General features: G+C 44.7%; 13 protein-coding genes and 1 riboswitch. Of the genes, 4 read left to right on the top strand and 9 right to left on the bottom strand.

Going from position 1 to position 12778, the window contains the following annotated elements; translation table 11 throughout:
• Nucleotides 1-20 precede the first annotated feature (20 nt).
• The 3 genes from papA to AC0DBE_RS02985 form a co-directional block, all read right to left on the bottom strand.
• Entirely contained in the window at nucleotides 21-1082 is a 1062-nt protein-coding gene (papA, locus tag AC0DBE_RS02995) for an aminopeptidase PapA (protein ID WP_472961027.1), read from the bottom strand.
• A 2-nt stretch (nucleotides 1083-1084) separates the two neighbouring features.
• Nucleotides 1085-1525 (bottom strand): type II 3-dehydroquinate dehydratase, encoded by a 441-nt coding sequence (gene aroQ / locus AC0DBE_RS02990; protein WP_014114377.1) that lies wholly within the window; start codon nucleotides 1523-1525, stop codon nucleotides 1085-1087.
• 87 nt (nucleotides 1526-1612) lie between these two features.
• Nucleotides 1613-2149, bottom strand: coding sequence for a YqhR family membrane protein (locus AC0DBE_RS02985; protein WP_014114378.1), 537 nt, complete (start codon nucleotides 2147-2149; stop codon nucleotides 1613-1615).
• A gap of 225 nt (nucleotides 2150-2374) precedes the next feature.
• Here AC0DBE_RS02985 and AC0DBE_RS02980 point away from each other — a divergent pair, with 225 nt between their 5' ends.
• Nucleotides 2375-3331, top strand: coding sequence for a DUF1385 domain-containing protein (locus AC0DBE_RS02980; protein ID WP_242733991.1), 957 nt, complete (start codon nucleotides 2375-2377; stop codon nucleotides 3329-3331).
• Nucleotides 3332-3370: 39 nt separating this feature from the next.
• The gene (locus tag AC0DBE_RS02975; protein ID WP_014114380.1) at nucleotides 3371-3766 is read left to right on the top strand and encodes an SA1362 family protein; all 396 of its coding nucleotides are present in this window, start codon (nucleotides 3371-3373) and stop codon (nucleotides 3764-3766) included.
• Here the strand turns inward: AC0DBE_RS02975 and AC0DBE_RS02970 are convergent.
• The 3 genes from AC0DBE_RS02970 to lipM form a co-directional block, all read right to left on the bottom strand.
• A complete protein-coding gene (locus tag AC0DBE_RS02970; protein WP_014114381.1) occupies nucleotides 3763-4638 on the bottom strand; it encodes a patatin-like phospholipase family protein in 876 nt (291 codons plus the stop codon). The genes AC0DBE_RS02975 and AC0DBE_RS02970 overlap by 4 nt on opposite strands.
• Before the next feature lie 124 nt (nucleotides 4639-4762).
• Nucleotides 4763-5191 (bottom strand): transcriptional regulator MntR, encoded by a 429-nt coding sequence (gene mntR, locus AC0DBE_RS02965; RefSeq protein ID WP_014114382.1) that lies wholly within the window; start codon nucleotides 5189-5191, stop codon nucleotides 4763-4765.
• A 99-nt stretch (nucleotides 5192-5290) separates the two neighbouring features.
• Nucleotides 5291-6127: an octanoyltransferase LipM gene (gene lipM / locus AC0DBE_RS02960; protein ID WP_472961022.1), complete on the bottom strand. Its 837-nt coding sequence runs from the start codon at nucleotides 6125-6127 to the stop codon at nucleotides 5291-5293.
• A gap of 190 nt (nucleotides 6128-6317) precedes the next feature.
• Here lipM and AC0DBE_RS02955 point away from each other — a divergent pair, with 190 nt between their 5' ends.
• Nucleotides 6318-6698, top strand: a complete 381-nt coding sequence (locus AC0DBE_RS02955) for a rhodanese-like domain-containing protein (RefSeq protein ID WP_014664580.1) — start codon at nucleotides 6318-6320, stop codon at nucleotides 6696-6698.
• A 37-nt stretch (nucleotides 6699-6735) separates the two neighbouring features.
• Here the strand turns inward: AC0DBE_RS02955 and gcvPB are convergent, their stop codons facing one another.
• From gcvPB to gcvT, 3 genes are read right to left on the bottom strand one after another with little or no spacing between them, the layout of a single operon-like run.
• Nucleotides 6736-8202, bottom strand: a complete 1467-nt coding sequence (gcvPB, locus tag AC0DBE_RS02950) for an aminomethyl-transferring glycine dehydrogenase subunit GcvPB (protein WP_472961019.1) — start codon at nucleotides 8200-8202, stop codon at nucleotides 6736-6738.
• Nucleotides 8195-9541, bottom strand: a complete 1347-nt coding sequence (gene gcvPA, locus AC0DBE_RS02945) for an aminomethyl-transferring glycine dehydrogenase subunit GcvPA (RefSeq protein WP_472961017.1) — start codon at nucleotides 9539-9541, stop codon at nucleotides 8195-8197. Before gcvPA ends, gcvPB begins: the two co-directional genes overlap by 8 nt.
• Before the next feature lie 29 nt (nucleotides 9542-9570).
• Nucleotides 9571-10659: a glycine cleavage system aminomethyltransferase GcvT gene (gcvT, locus tag AC0DBE_RS02940; RefSeq protein ID WP_472961015.1), complete on the bottom strand. Its 1089-nt coding sequence runs from the start codon at nucleotides 10657-10659 to the stop codon at nucleotides 9571-9573.
• Nucleotides 10660-10830: 171 nt separating this feature from the next.
• Nucleotides 10831-10932, bottom strand: a riboswitch (glycine riboswitch).
• A gap of 168 nt (nucleotides 10933-11100) precedes the next feature.
• Between gcvT and AC0DBE_RS02935 the strand changes: the two genes are divergently transcribed.
• On the top strand, nucleotides 11101-12774 hold the full coding sequence (locus AC0DBE_RS02935; RefSeq protein WP_072566541.1) for a DEAD/DEAH box helicase: 1674 nt from the start codon (nucleotides 11101-11103) through the stop codon (nucleotides 12772-12774).
• Nucleotides 12775-12778 lie beyond the last annotated feature (4 nt).

The following is a 12778-nucleotide window of genomic DNA, read 5'->3' as shown; positions in this document are numbered from 1 at the left end:
AATGTCCTCCTATATTCCAATCACAAAATAATAAGTTCTTTTGGGGAATGGGTGATTGTCCTGTTGCCGTTTTCTGTAATCACGATGTCATCTTCTATGCGGACACCGCCTGTTTCTGGTATGTAAATGCCCGGCTCCACTGTGACCACCATGCCCGGTTCAAGGATAGCTGAAGATCTGACGGACAATCCCGGCGATTCATGAACTTCCATGCCGAGCCCGTGCCCGGTTGAATGGCCGAAATATTCACCGTAGCCTTTTGCAGCAATGTGATCCCTTGTAAGGGCGTCAGCCTCTTTTCCTGTCATCCCCGGCTTAATATGTGCGACGCCAAGCGCCTGAGCATCAAATACGACCTGATAAATCTCCTTCAATTGATCACTGGGCTGACCTACAGCGACCGTACGGGTAATATCAGAACAATATCCTTTATAATAAGCTCCGAAATCAAGCGTAACAAGGTCTCCACTTTCAATCAGTTTGTCACTGGCCACACCGTGCGGAAGGCTTGACCGAAGGCCCGAGGCGACAATCATATCAAAAGAAGAGCTGTCAGCTCCCTGGCTTCTCATATAAAACTCCAGCTCATTGGCAACAGCAATTTCAGAAATGCCGGGTTTCATAAACGTCAAGATATGTCTGAAGGCATCATCTGCAATCTTCGCAGCTTCCTCTAATATCTTAATCTCTTCACTAGACTTAATCAAGCGCAACTTTTCTACGGATTCAGCCACAGGCACTAATTCAGCCTTACTGATAACCGCGCTGTACGAGGCGTATGTGCCGTATGTCATGCTGTTCTGCTCAAAGCCGAGGCGCTTGATGCCGAACGCTTCAACCGTGTCGGCAGTGGTCTGAATCAAGCTGCCTCCATGTTCAATGATCTCAAAGCCCTTTACCTGAACCTTCGCCTGCTCTGTATAGCGAAAATCCGTAATAAACGCTGCCCTGTCACCTGATATAACAGCCAAGCCCGCGGAACCTGTAAATCCGGTCATATAGCGTACATTTGTGCTGCTTGTTATCAGCATTCCGTCAATCCCCAGCTGTCCAAACAGGTTTCTTATTTTCTCTAGCTTCATCTTTATTCTCCCCCTTGCTGGCTTAATAAGTAGCGAACAGCAAGCTTGTAGCCTTCCGCTCCAAGACCGACAATCTGCCCTTTCGCAACCGGAGCGATAACCGACTGATGCCTGAATTCCTCCCTGGCGTATAAGTTTGATAAATGCACCTCAACCACAGGAAGACTGATGCTTGAAACAGCATCCCTGATCGCATAGCTGTAATGACTCAGGGCTCCAGGGTTCAGAACAATCCCGCCGTATTGCTCCTCAGCCTCGTGTATCGCATCTATCAAATCACCTTCGTGATTAGACTGAAAGAAAGTAAGCTGGATATGTAAGGCTTCTGCAAATTGAAAAAGATCTGTTTCAATATCGGTCAGTGTCTGGCGGCCGAATACCTCCGGTTCACGCTTCCCCAGCCGATTGACATTCGGCCCGTTCAAAATTAAAAAATGAGGCACATGAATCTCTCCTTTTCGCGAGGGTTTCTCATGTAAAAAATGTTCACTTCTCGTGAACATTTTATCATACTGCAAAAGGATAATACACTATTCTCTATGTGTTCCCAACGCACGTGCCAGCTTTTCCGAATTCAGCTCATTGTATTCAAATGAAATAGAATAACCAACAAACAGCCCGTAAAGCAAATAGATGCAAATGGTCGTAATAACTGTATCTGCTTTCAGTTCGGTCACCGCGCGAACATCAGGAAAAATCGGATTAAAAACAAAAAACACGATCAGCCAAAGCAGCAAGCCGTATAAAACCCCTGGCCACATTGTTTTTAAACGTTTCAATAGAAGATAATAAAGAAACGCTGCGCCAATTGAAAGAATTCCGATCAAAATAATGCTGATTACGGTTCCCAGTCCATGTTTTTTCCACTCCCCTAGCACAAATGGCTGCAAAATCATATTCGGACTGATTTCGGAAAAATGAAATAAATACGCTATATAAGCAATGAAACTCCATAATACGCCTCCGCAAAAACCTGTTGCCGCCACCCTTCCGGCCATCGGAACAGGCGGTCCTTGCTTCTCATTCAATTGTTGATCTTGTTCTGTATCTTTTTCGCTTGTCATCATGGCACCTCCAGTTAAAGTGTGCCCAAAAAATAAAATGTCAATAAAAAAGCTCACACTTTTTGGCAGCAGCGAGTAAAATTTGAAAATAACGGGTATAATGCATGTAGAAAAAGCAAGGCTATGACAATTTTTCAGCCTGTCAATCTAGAGGTTTAGCGCTGTTTCCTGTACAATAGAGTGAAAGGAAATGGTTAGCAATCCTAAAGAAATAGGCAGGTTGATAATATGTCAAAACATAAAACTCCGCCCGCTTACGGCGGGCAGGCAGTTGTGGAAGGCGTTATGTTTGGCGGAAAGCATCATTACGTTACGGCTATTAGAAGAACGGATGGAAGCATTGACTTCTTTAAGCTTCCCCGCAAACACAATCCGAAACTGAACATCGTGAAAAAGATACCGTTTTTACGGGGGATCGCGGCCATTATTGAAGCGAGCGCAAATGGCACAAAGCATTTGAATTTTTCAAGCGAACGTTACGGGCTCGATCCATCTGAAGACGAGACACTTGAGCAGGAAGAAAAAAAAGCCTCCGGGCTGTCTATGTATCTCAGCCTCGCGGTAATCGGCGTCTTATCATTTTTGTTCAGTAAATTCGTATTTACATTGGTTCCTGTTTTCTTAGCTGAACTGACAAGGCCGATTTTTTCATCGGACATCACTCAGATTGCGGTTGAAAGCCTGTTTAAATTGATTTTGCTGCTCGGTTACATTTATTTTTTGTCCATGACGCCGCTCATTAAAAGAGTGTTTCAATATCATGGAGCCGAACATAAAGTCATAAACTGTTATGAACAGAATTTGCCAATTACAGTGGAGAATGTTCAAAACCAGTCCCGGCTTCATTACCGCTGCGGATCAAGCTTTATTTTATTTACGATTATTGTCGGCATGTTTGTCTATTTGCTTGTTCCGACAGATCCGCTTTGGCTGCGTGTTATAGATCGTGTTGCACTGATACCGGTCGTACTCGGCATATCCTTTGAAGTTCTGCAGCTGACAAATAAAGTTCGTGATATTCCCGGACTGAAATTCCTTGGCTACCCGGGCCTCTGGCTTCAGCTGTTAACAACAAAAGAACCTAAGGATGACCAGGTTGAAGTTGCCATCGAAAGCTTTAACGAGCTTCTCAGACTCGAAGAAATGTCTGGACAAAATCAGAAGCCTTCTCACAACGTCATCTAGTATCCGTTGCCCTGCTATTACTTTCGGAGGTGGACAGTTATGAATCATCGTGTACAACCTATTATTGCTGTATTAATTGCGCTGGGAGCGTTCGGTTTCCTCTATATGTTGGTAACCACTCCCGGAGAAATGGCAAAAATGGCGGTAACCGTCATCGTGGCAGGTATCATTATTTATTTTATTGTGAAATATGTAATGAATCGAAATGCAGGCAGCGAAGGAGCAGCATTCAAAAAAGCGGCGAAACAATCACGGCGCCGGATGAAAGAACAAAAAGCAAAGCACCGCGCCGGACATAAGGGACGTGTCAGCCACCTGCGAAGCGTTCCGAGCGCCAGCAAGCCTAAGCCGATGATTCTCAAGAAAAAAAGCCAGACTCAACTGACTGTTATAGAAGGGAAAAAAAATAAAAAGAAAAACAGAGCGCTTTTTTAATAGGTCCACTGTTTTAAGAACTGCTCTGTCCGTCTTTTACCTAGCTCAATCAGGGCTAGTTTTTTTTGTTGTGTTAAATGAAAATCGGTCGCCATTACGTCGTCAACCGGCAGAAAAATGATGTTTTGTTCATAGCGTGACGCAATATGCCTTGCGTCATGTGCATCCTTCATCGTTTCAAACAGGGCGCCAAACAGTTCGAAAGCGTTGCGGATATTTTTTTTCGGACGCTCTCTTTCACGCGGCGCAAGCGTTACACCGATCACTGGGCGCTTTCTTTCCTTTGAAAACAGCCAGATTGGAAAATTGCTTAACACTCCTCCGTCAACTACCGTGGCGGTGCCTTTGTCCGTTTTTAATTTTATCGGTTCAAAGAAATACGGAATGCTGCAGCTCATTCTTACTGCTCTGGCAACAGGAAACATATCGGGATTTAACCCGTAACGGACCAAATCGTCCGGCAAAACAATCATGGTGCCGTTTGTCAGATCAGAAGCGATCAGTCGCAGAGACCCTTTCTGTAAATCACCGAAAACCCTTATGCCTTTCGCTCTTAACAGATCAGCAATCCATTTTTCTATCGTGTCGCCTTTGTATAAGCCGAGACGCCAGTAGATGGACACCCACTGGAGCATCTTTAAGGGGAGAAATGAGTATCGCTGGTCCAGCAATTTCTCTCCGTCCACTTCTTTAATCAAAGCGTGGATTTCCTTACTGGTGTAACCTGACGCAATGAAAGCGGCAATAATTGCGCCAGCGCTTGTACCCGCAACCCTTTTAAAGCGGAAGCCTTTTTCCTCAAGCACTTCATAAGCGCCTGCCAGCGCAATGCCTTTTACTCCTCCGCCGGAAAACACACCGTCAATATACATCTCATTCTCTCCCCCTTCATCCGATCGTTTACTATCATTTTAAGAAAACACGCGAAGAAATAGACCAACGAATGACGCGAGGCGCAGCGCATCAAAAAAGACGGCCTCCTTTGAGACCGCCTTTTTACTGATTATGATGTTCTGATTTCTTTTGGATTGATTTCAGATCTTTTTTACGGGCATCATCTTCTTCAAAGTATTGAACAAGATCCCCGATGCGATCAATGCTGTTCCAGCTTAAATGATGTTCGATTCCTTCAACATCGTTATATATTTTCTCTTCATCAACACCAATGATTCTTAAAAACTGCTCAAGCAATTCATGTCTGTATACTAGCCGTTTGCCTATTTTTTTCCCTTTAGACGTTAACACGAGACCGCGATATTTTTCATAAATTAAATATTCGTCTTTATCTAGTTTTTGAACCATTTTTGTTACAGAGGAGGGATGGACTGCCAATGCTTCCGCGATATCGGAAACCCGTGCATATCCTTTTTCTTCAATCAGCATATAAATCTGTTCAATATAATCTTCCATACTTGGTGTTGTCATCGAAACCCTCCCAAAAAGCACCTTAACTTTATAAACCATTACAAGTTTACACTAATGAACTTGAAAAAACAAGGATGCTCCGCGGGACAAATGCCCTTTTTACCGCTTATAATTCCATTCATCTGAGGTGTATTTTGTTTCTGCCAAGTGATGAACAAAATCAAGCTCTTCCTGAGACAGTTCGTACGGCTCCAAATGAATGTTAAGGCCTGTTTCAAACCCTTCTTTAAAGGCTTTACGGGCCTCATCCATCGTCACCCGCTTATCGGTGAGTTCATTAATGGCAACCGCTTTATTTTTGAAATTGCGCTGCATCCGCTCTCTGACTCTTTCACTCGGATACAAGAACAGATCGAACAGCTTGTCCTCATCTAAATCAAGCAGAATGGAGCCGTGCTGAAGAATCACGCCTTTTTGTCTCGTTTGCGCGCTTCCCGCCACCTTGCGTCCCTCGACCACCAGTTCATACCACGAAGGCGCGTCAAAACAAACGGATGACCGCGGATTTTTTAAGCTTTCTTTTTCTTTTTCGGTTCTCGGGATGGCAAAGTATGCGTCCAGACCAAGATTTCTAAAGCCTTGGAGTATGCCTTCTGATATGACCCGGTATGCCTCAGTGACAGTCGCTGGCATTTCAGGATGCTCTTCCGAAACAATCACGCTGTATGTCAATTCCTGATCGTGCAGCACACCTCGCCCGCCGGTCGGGCGTCTGACGAAACCGAGATTATACTTATGTACTGCTTCAAAATTGATTTCCTTTTTAATATTTTGAAAATACCCTACAGAAAGAGTCGCCGGATTCCAGCCGTAAAAACGGATAACCGGGGGAATTTTCTTTTCGCTGTGCCAATATAAAAGCGCTTCATCAAGCGCCATATTGAATGCAGGACTTGCATTGCCTGAGTCTATAAACCGCCAAGTTTCTTTTTCCATTTTGAGACCTTCCTTACCGTTTTAATAGAATCAGTTTATCAAACTGCCGGGAAAATGAAAATATTTTAGTTCCATTATGGATGACAATCGCGCTGTGCTTTACTATAATAGTATTTGTCGAAAACGGCTCTATGGCCTTGTTTTTATGAAGCAGGGTTTTGATTTTATATGCTAAAGGAGTAGAATCACATTGTCTAATATGATCGTTTTGATTATTTTTGCTGCGTTTATCGTCTATATGATTGCTTCATATGTTTATCAGCAGCGAATTATGAAAACACTTACGGAAGAAGAATTTCGCGCGGGTTACCGAAAAGCGCAACTCATTGACGTTCGTGAACCGAATGAGTTTGAGGGCGGACATATTTTAGGGGCCCGCAACATTCCGCTTTCCCAGCTGAAACAGAGAAAAAATGAAATCCGTCCGGACAAGCCTGTCTATCTATACTGCCAAAACAGTGTCCGCAGTGGACGCGCGGCACAAACCCTGCGCAAAAACGGCTGCACTGAGATTTACAACCTAAAAGGCGGCTTTAAAAAATGGGGCGGAAAGATTAAAGCGAAGAAATAAAGCAAAACAGCTGTCTGTAATAGACAGCTGTTTTTATTTATCTCTCTTCCTTCTCATACCTGAGCACCGGGTGTCTCGCCGCTTTTGTTTCATCCATTCTTTTTACAATCGTCGTATGCGGCGCCTCCTGGACGAGTTCCGGATTCTCCTCCGCTTCCCTTGCGATTTGAATCATAGCGTCGATAAACGCATCCAGTGTTTCCTTTGATTCCGTCTCTGTCGGCTCAATCATGATACATTCTTCAACATTAAGCGGGAAATAAATCGTAGGCGGATGATAGCCAAAATCGAGCAGCCGTTTTGCAATATCTAGCGTACGCACTCCCAGCTTTTTCTGCCGCTTTCCTGACAATACAAATTCATGCTTGCAATGACGGTCAAACGGAAGATCGTAATAAGGCGCGAGCTTTCTCATCATATAGTTCGCGTTTAACACTGCGTTCTCAGTAACAGCCTTTAATCCGTCAGGCCCCATGGAGCGGATATACGTATACGCTCTGACATTGATGCCGAAGTTGCCGTAATACAGCTTCACGCGGCCGATCGAGTCAGGGCGGTCATAATCAAATGTAAAGTGCCCTTCCTTTTTGATTAAAACTGGTTTTGGCAAATAAGGAATCAGATCTTTCTTTACGCCGACAGGGCCTGATCCGGGACCGCCGCCGCCATGAGGGCCAGTGAATGTTTTATGCAGGTTGAGGTGCACCACATCAAATCCCATGTCTCCCGGTCTCGCTTTGCTTAAAACCGCATTTAAATTAGCGCCGTCATAGTACAGTTTCCCCCCCGCTTGGTGAACAATTTCCGCCATCTCGGTGATCTGTTCTTCAAACAAGCCGAGCGTGTTCGGATTCGTCAGCATAAGAGCAGCAGTTTCTTCATTCACCGCTCTTTTTAAATCCTCCAGATCGACAAGCCCATTTTCATTTGATTTCACCGTAACCGTTTCAAAGCCTGCTACTGTCGCTGAAGCAGGATTCGTCCCGTGAGCGGAATCAGGAACAATGACCTTCGTCCGCTTGAAATCCCCGCGCGCTTCATGATAGGCGCGGATCATCATCAGCCCCGTCCATTCGCCATGCGCCCCGGCAGCGGGCTGTAGCGTAACCTCATCCATTCCCGTTATTTCCTCAAGGTGCTTGCTTAAATCATATAAAAGCTCTAAAGCGCCTTGCACCGTGTCTTCATCCTGAAGAGGATGAATCGCAGCAAAACCGGGAATTCGCGCGATTTTTTCATTTATTTTCGGATTGTATTTCATTGTGCAAGAACCGAGCGGGTAAAAGCCGGAATCCACTCCGTGATTACGTTTGGACAGCGCTGTATAATGGCGCATAATATCCAGCTCGGACACCTCCGGCAGCTCTGCGTCCTCGGCACGAATATAGGTGTCTGACAATAGATCCTCCAATTCGATTTCCGGTACATCGAGTTCTGGCAGACTGTAGCCGATACGGCCTTCTCTGGAAAGCTCAAAAATAAGTGCCTGATCCTGATTACTCATGGCGATCCCCCAATTCCTGAATGAGTGCGTCGATTTCTTCTTTTGTTCTCAGCTCCGTTACAGCAATCAGCATATGACAGTCCATCTCAGGATACGTCAGCCCAAGATCATATCCGCCGATGATGCCTTTTGCCACCAAACGCTGGTTCACAGCTTTCACCGGTTCATCCAGTTTGATGACAAATTCATTAAACATCGGTCCGTCAAACATAACGGTAAGGCCAGCTTTTTTTGCTTCTTGCTTTGCATAGTTGGCTTTTAAGAGATTTTGGCGGGCGATTTCTTTTACGCCATTTTTTCCGAGAGCAGTCATGGCGACAGAAGCTGCCAGCGCATTTAAAGCTTGGTTCGAGCATATATTTGATGTCGCTTTATCTCGTCGGATATGCTGCTCCCTGGCTTGTAAAGTAAGCACAAAGCCTCTTTTTCCGTTTTCGTCTTCCGTTTGTCCGACGAGGCGGCCTGGCACTTTTCTCATTAATTTTTTGGTGACGGCAAAAAAGCCGCAATGCGGGCCGCCGTATGCTGAAGGAATGCCGAAAGGCTGCGCATCACCGACGACGATATCAGACTGAAACTTGCCCGGCGGAGTAAGGAGACCTAACGCAAGCGGGTTGGCTGACACAATAAACATGGATTTTCCTTGATGAGCGATAGGCTCAATATCCTGTAACGGCTCGACCCGGCCAAAAAAATTCGGGTACTGAACGATCACGGCGGCTGTGTCCTCGCAAACGGTTTGGCGCAAAGCATCAAGATCGGTAACGCCATCTGCAGCGGGAACTTCAACGACTTCAATATATTGACCTTTTGCGTACGTTTTCAGCACTTCTCTCGATTCAGGATGCACGGTTTTTGACACAACGATTTTTTTCTTTTTCGTGTGGCCTGAAGCAAGCATTGCCGCTTCCGCCAAGGCAGTTCCGCCATCATACATAGAGGAGTTGGCAATATCCATTCCTGTTAGTTCACAAATCATCGTTTGGAATTCAAAAATAGCCTGAAGCTCCCCCTGTGAAATTTCCGGCTGATAAGGTGTATACGCCGTATAAAACTCAGAGCGGGAAATGACATGATCCACAATGACAGGCTGATAGTGATCATATACACCTGCTCCTAAGAAAGACGCGTGTTGTACCGTATCACGATTTTTAGAGGCCAGCTTTGTCAGTTCTCTTGTTAATTCCGTTTCTGATTTCGCTTTTTTGATTTGATACTCTTTTTTATATCTGACGTTTTCCGGTATATCAGCAAATAATTCATCGATGCCGCTTACGCCGATAACGGCAAGCATTTCCTGTTTATCCTCTTCTGTTGCAGGCAAATAACGGTGCTTCATGTGTTGACTCCTCTCCCCAAGAAAAAATATTAGCGTTTATAAAATGGTGTTTTGACAACCTTTGCTTTCACTAATTTTTTGCGAATCTCCACCTCTACGACTGTCCCGATTTCACTCGCTTCCGCAGCAATTAGGGCAAGGCCGACGTTTTTCCCTAATGTCGGTGACTGCGTGCCGGTTGTCACCTTTCCGACAGACTTGCCATTATGGAACACTTCATATCCGTACCGCGGTATCCCTTTTTCGGTCATTTCGAGTCCGACAAGCTTTCGCTTCGCTCCGTTTTCTTTCTGTTCACTCAATACTGACTTACCAAAAAAGTCAGATTCTTTTTTGTGCTTTACGGCAAAGCCAATACCTGCTTCAATCGGTGTAATATCCCGGGTCAGCTCCTGGCCGTAGAGCGGGAGCTTCGCTTCAAACCGGAGCGTATCACGTGCACCAAGACCGCATGGAATTAATCCATGTTCCTCACCCGCACCCATGATTTCTTTCCACAAATACATGGCATCATGAGCACGGCAGTAAATTTCAAACCCGTCCTCTCCCGTATAGCCGGTGCGCGAAATGAGTGCTTTGCAGCCGCTGATATCTGCCTCATCAATAAATGTAAACGGCTTTAATGCAGACAGATCTGCAGACGTTAGCGTTTTTAAAATCGTTTCTGTTTTCGGCCCCTGTACAGCCAAGAGCACGATTTGATCTGACTGATTGTCAATCTGTACATTACCTGTTACATGCTCTTTCATCCACTCCAGATCTTTATCTATATTAGAAGCATTTATGACAAGCAGATAGCGGTTCTCTCCTTTTTGATAGATAAGCAAATCATCGACGGTTCCGCCATCCGGATAGCACATCGCCGTATACAGCGCACGGCCTGACGTTAACGCGGAAATATCATTTGTCATCAGTCTTTGCAAAAAAGGCAGACTGTCTTTTCCGGACACTTCGATTTCTCCCATATGAGATACATCAAACAGCCCGGCCGCAGTTCGGACAGCCTCGTGTTCCTTTTTTATAGAAGAAAATTGAACTGGAAGCTCCCAGCCCCCGAAATCAATCGTTTTCCCTCCATATTCCTTATACAGTTCAAATAACGGCGTTCTTTTCAGCATCGAATTCCTCCCCTTTTTCAACGGCGCGGCTAAAAAACATACAAAAAAGGACAGAGAAACACCTCATGTAAAATGAAGGTTCTCTGTCCTGGCACCTGAAAGTTTACTTTGCATACGCAAAGACGTCCCCTTTGGTGGCTTGCACATCCGCGCAAACACTCTCCAGAGTTGCGTCGAGCAAGAGTTCTTTTGCCTGAGAGATTCACTCCGCAGTTTGCTCCTTCGGCGCCTGTACCCCGATGTTCTCGGTCAGGTCTCTCCCCTTGCTGTCATTCGCTCATATTTTCATGCTGTTATGGACATACTATAGCAATATCTTACATCAAATACATACTCATATCCTACCATCATCACTATATGCTGGGCAACAGCAATTTGGGCAGATTTTTCTTATAGTGTTCATTTTAAGAATCGAAGAATAAGAAAGGCGGTTTCAAAGCAATGAATCCAGAAATAATCTATGATACAAAATGGCCTGAAAAATTCGCTGAAAGACTGAAAAACGATGGCCCGTGGGCGAACTGGGAACTGTACAAGCTCTCTGCAGAAATCCAGAAAACATTAGCCATTCCTGAATTTGAAGGCTTACGGGCCCCTTTATACCTGCCTTCCTTTACACCGCTTCCCCACCAGCTTGAGGTAGCACAAAAAGTGGTTGAAAAAATGAACGGGAAAGCAATTTTAGCAGATGAGGTGGGTCTCGGGAAAACGGTTGAAGCCGGACTGATTCTAAAAGAATATATGATTCGCGGTTTAGCCAAAAAGATTTTGATCCTTGTGCCCGCTTCCCTTGTGTCTCAGTGGGTCAAAGAGCTTCAGGAAAAATTTTTGATCCCGGCTGTTGAACAAAAGAAAAGCTACGTGTGGGAGCAATGCGATATTGTCGTCTCATCAATCGACACTGCAAAGCGCTCGCCCCACCGTGAAATTGTGCTGTCAATCCCATATGATCTCGTCATTATTGATGAGGCACACAAACTGAAAAATAGCAAAACGAAGAACTATGAATTTGTCCGGAATCTCGTGAAAAAATATTGCCTGCTTCTTACCGCGACGCCAATTCAAAACCGTATCGAAGAAATTTTCAATTTGGTGTCCTTATTAAAGCCTGGCCATTTAGGCAGTCAGAATCACTTTCAGGAAGAGTTCGCCAAAAAGAAATCCAGTTTAGAAGCACATGAGCATTTAAAAGATCTTGTGAATAAAGTCATGATCCGCAACAGACGGCATGACACCGGGCTGAATTGGAAACAGCGACATGTTGAAACAGTGCCAATTGAATTTTCTCCATCAGAGCAGGCGCTTTACGATGAAATTTCCAGCCTGAAAGAAGGCATCAATAAGCCGGCCAGCATGTTCTCAATTATGACCCTGCAAAGAGAATGCTGTTCGAGCAGGGAAGCTGTGTATATGACGCTGAAAAAAATGCTTGATCAAAAAGAGAAACAAGCACCGGCCATTGATGAACATACCATTTCGGTTTTAATAGACCGCATCAATCAAGTGACACAAAACTCTAAAGCGCTTCAAGTGGTTGACCTGATCAAAAAGATAGACGATAAGGTCATCATTTTCACAGAATACCGGGCCACCCAGATTTACCTGCAATGGTTTCTTCAACAAAACGGTATCAGTTCTGTGCCGTTCAGAGGCGGATTTAAACGCGGGAAAAAAGACTGGATGAAGGATCTTTTCCGCGGAAAGGTCCAAGTCCTGATTGCAACTGAAGCAGGCGGCGAAGGGATCAACCTGCAATTTTGCAATCACATGATCAACTATGACCTGCCATGGAATCCGATGCGTCTTGAGCAGAGAATCGGAAGAATTCACAGGCTCGGGCAGGAGCGTGACGTGCACATTTACAACATGGCGACAAAACATACGGTGGAAGAGCATATTTTAAAGCTGCTTTATGAAAAAATTCATTTGTTTGAAAAAGTGGTCGGCAAACTTGATGATATTTTAACGAAAATTCAAGTGAACAATTTTGAAGAGCACCTGCACGATATTTTGTACCATTCAGCAACAGAAGAAGAAATGAAAATAAAAATGGATAACTTAACCTCATTTTTGTCTTATAAAAAACAGCAGCCTGCTGAAAAAAGAGGATCTTAGCCTG

The sequence above is a fragment of the Bacillus sp. VA15 genome, from assembly GCF_055721145.1.
The sequence above is the reverse complement of the archived record's forward strand: the minus strand, read 5'-3'. Positions and strand labels throughout refer to the sequence as shown.

What these genes read in the sequence shown, in the direction of transcription:
- papA (WP_472961027.1), bottom strand. Translation starts at nt 1,082, where the DNA reads ATGAAGCTAGAGAAAATAAGAAACCTGTTTGGACAGCTGGGGATTGAC.
- AC0DBE_RS02985 (WP_014114378.1), bottom strand. Translation starts at nt 2,149, where the DNA reads ATGATGACAAGCGAAAAAGATACAGAACAAGATCAACAATTGAATGAG.
- AC0DBE_RS02980 (WP_242733991.1), top strand. Translation starts at nt 2,375, where the DNA reads ATGTCAAAACATAAAACTCCGCCCGCTTACGGCGGGCAGGCAGTTGTG.
- AC0DBE_RS02975 (WP_014114380.1), top strand. Translation starts at nt 3,371, where the DNA reads ATGAATCATCGTGTACAACCTATTATTGCTGTATTAATTGCGCTGGGA.
- AC0DBE_RS02970 (WP_014114381.1), bottom strand. Translation starts at nt 4,638, where the DNA reads ATGTATATTGACGGTGTGTTTTCCGGCGGAGGAGTAAAAGGCATTGCG.
- mntR (WP_014114382.1), bottom strand. Translation starts at nt 5,191, where the DNA reads ATGACAACACCAAGTATGGAAGATTATATTGAACAGATTTATATGCTG.
- lipM (WP_472961022.1), bottom strand. Translation starts at nt 6,127, where the DNA reads ATGGAAAAAGAAACTTGGCGGTTTATAGACTCAGGCAATGCAAGTCCT.
- gcvPB (WP_472961019.1), bottom strand. Translation starts at nt 8,202, where the DNA reads ATGAGTAATCAGGATCAGGCACTTATTTTTGAGCTTTCCAGAGAAGGC.
- gcvPA (WP_472961017.1), bottom strand. Translation starts at nt 9,541, where the DNA reads ATGAAGCACCGTTATTTGCCTGCAACAGAAGAGGATAAACAGGAAATG.
- gcvT (WP_472961015.1), bottom strand. Translation starts at nt 10,659, where the DNA reads ATGCTGAAAAGAACGCCGTTATTTGAACTGTATAAGGAATATGGAGGG.
- AC0DBE_RS02935 (WP_072566541.1), top strand. Translation starts at nt 11,101, where the DNA reads ATGAATCCAGAAATAATCTATGATACAAAATGGCCTGAAAAATTCGCT.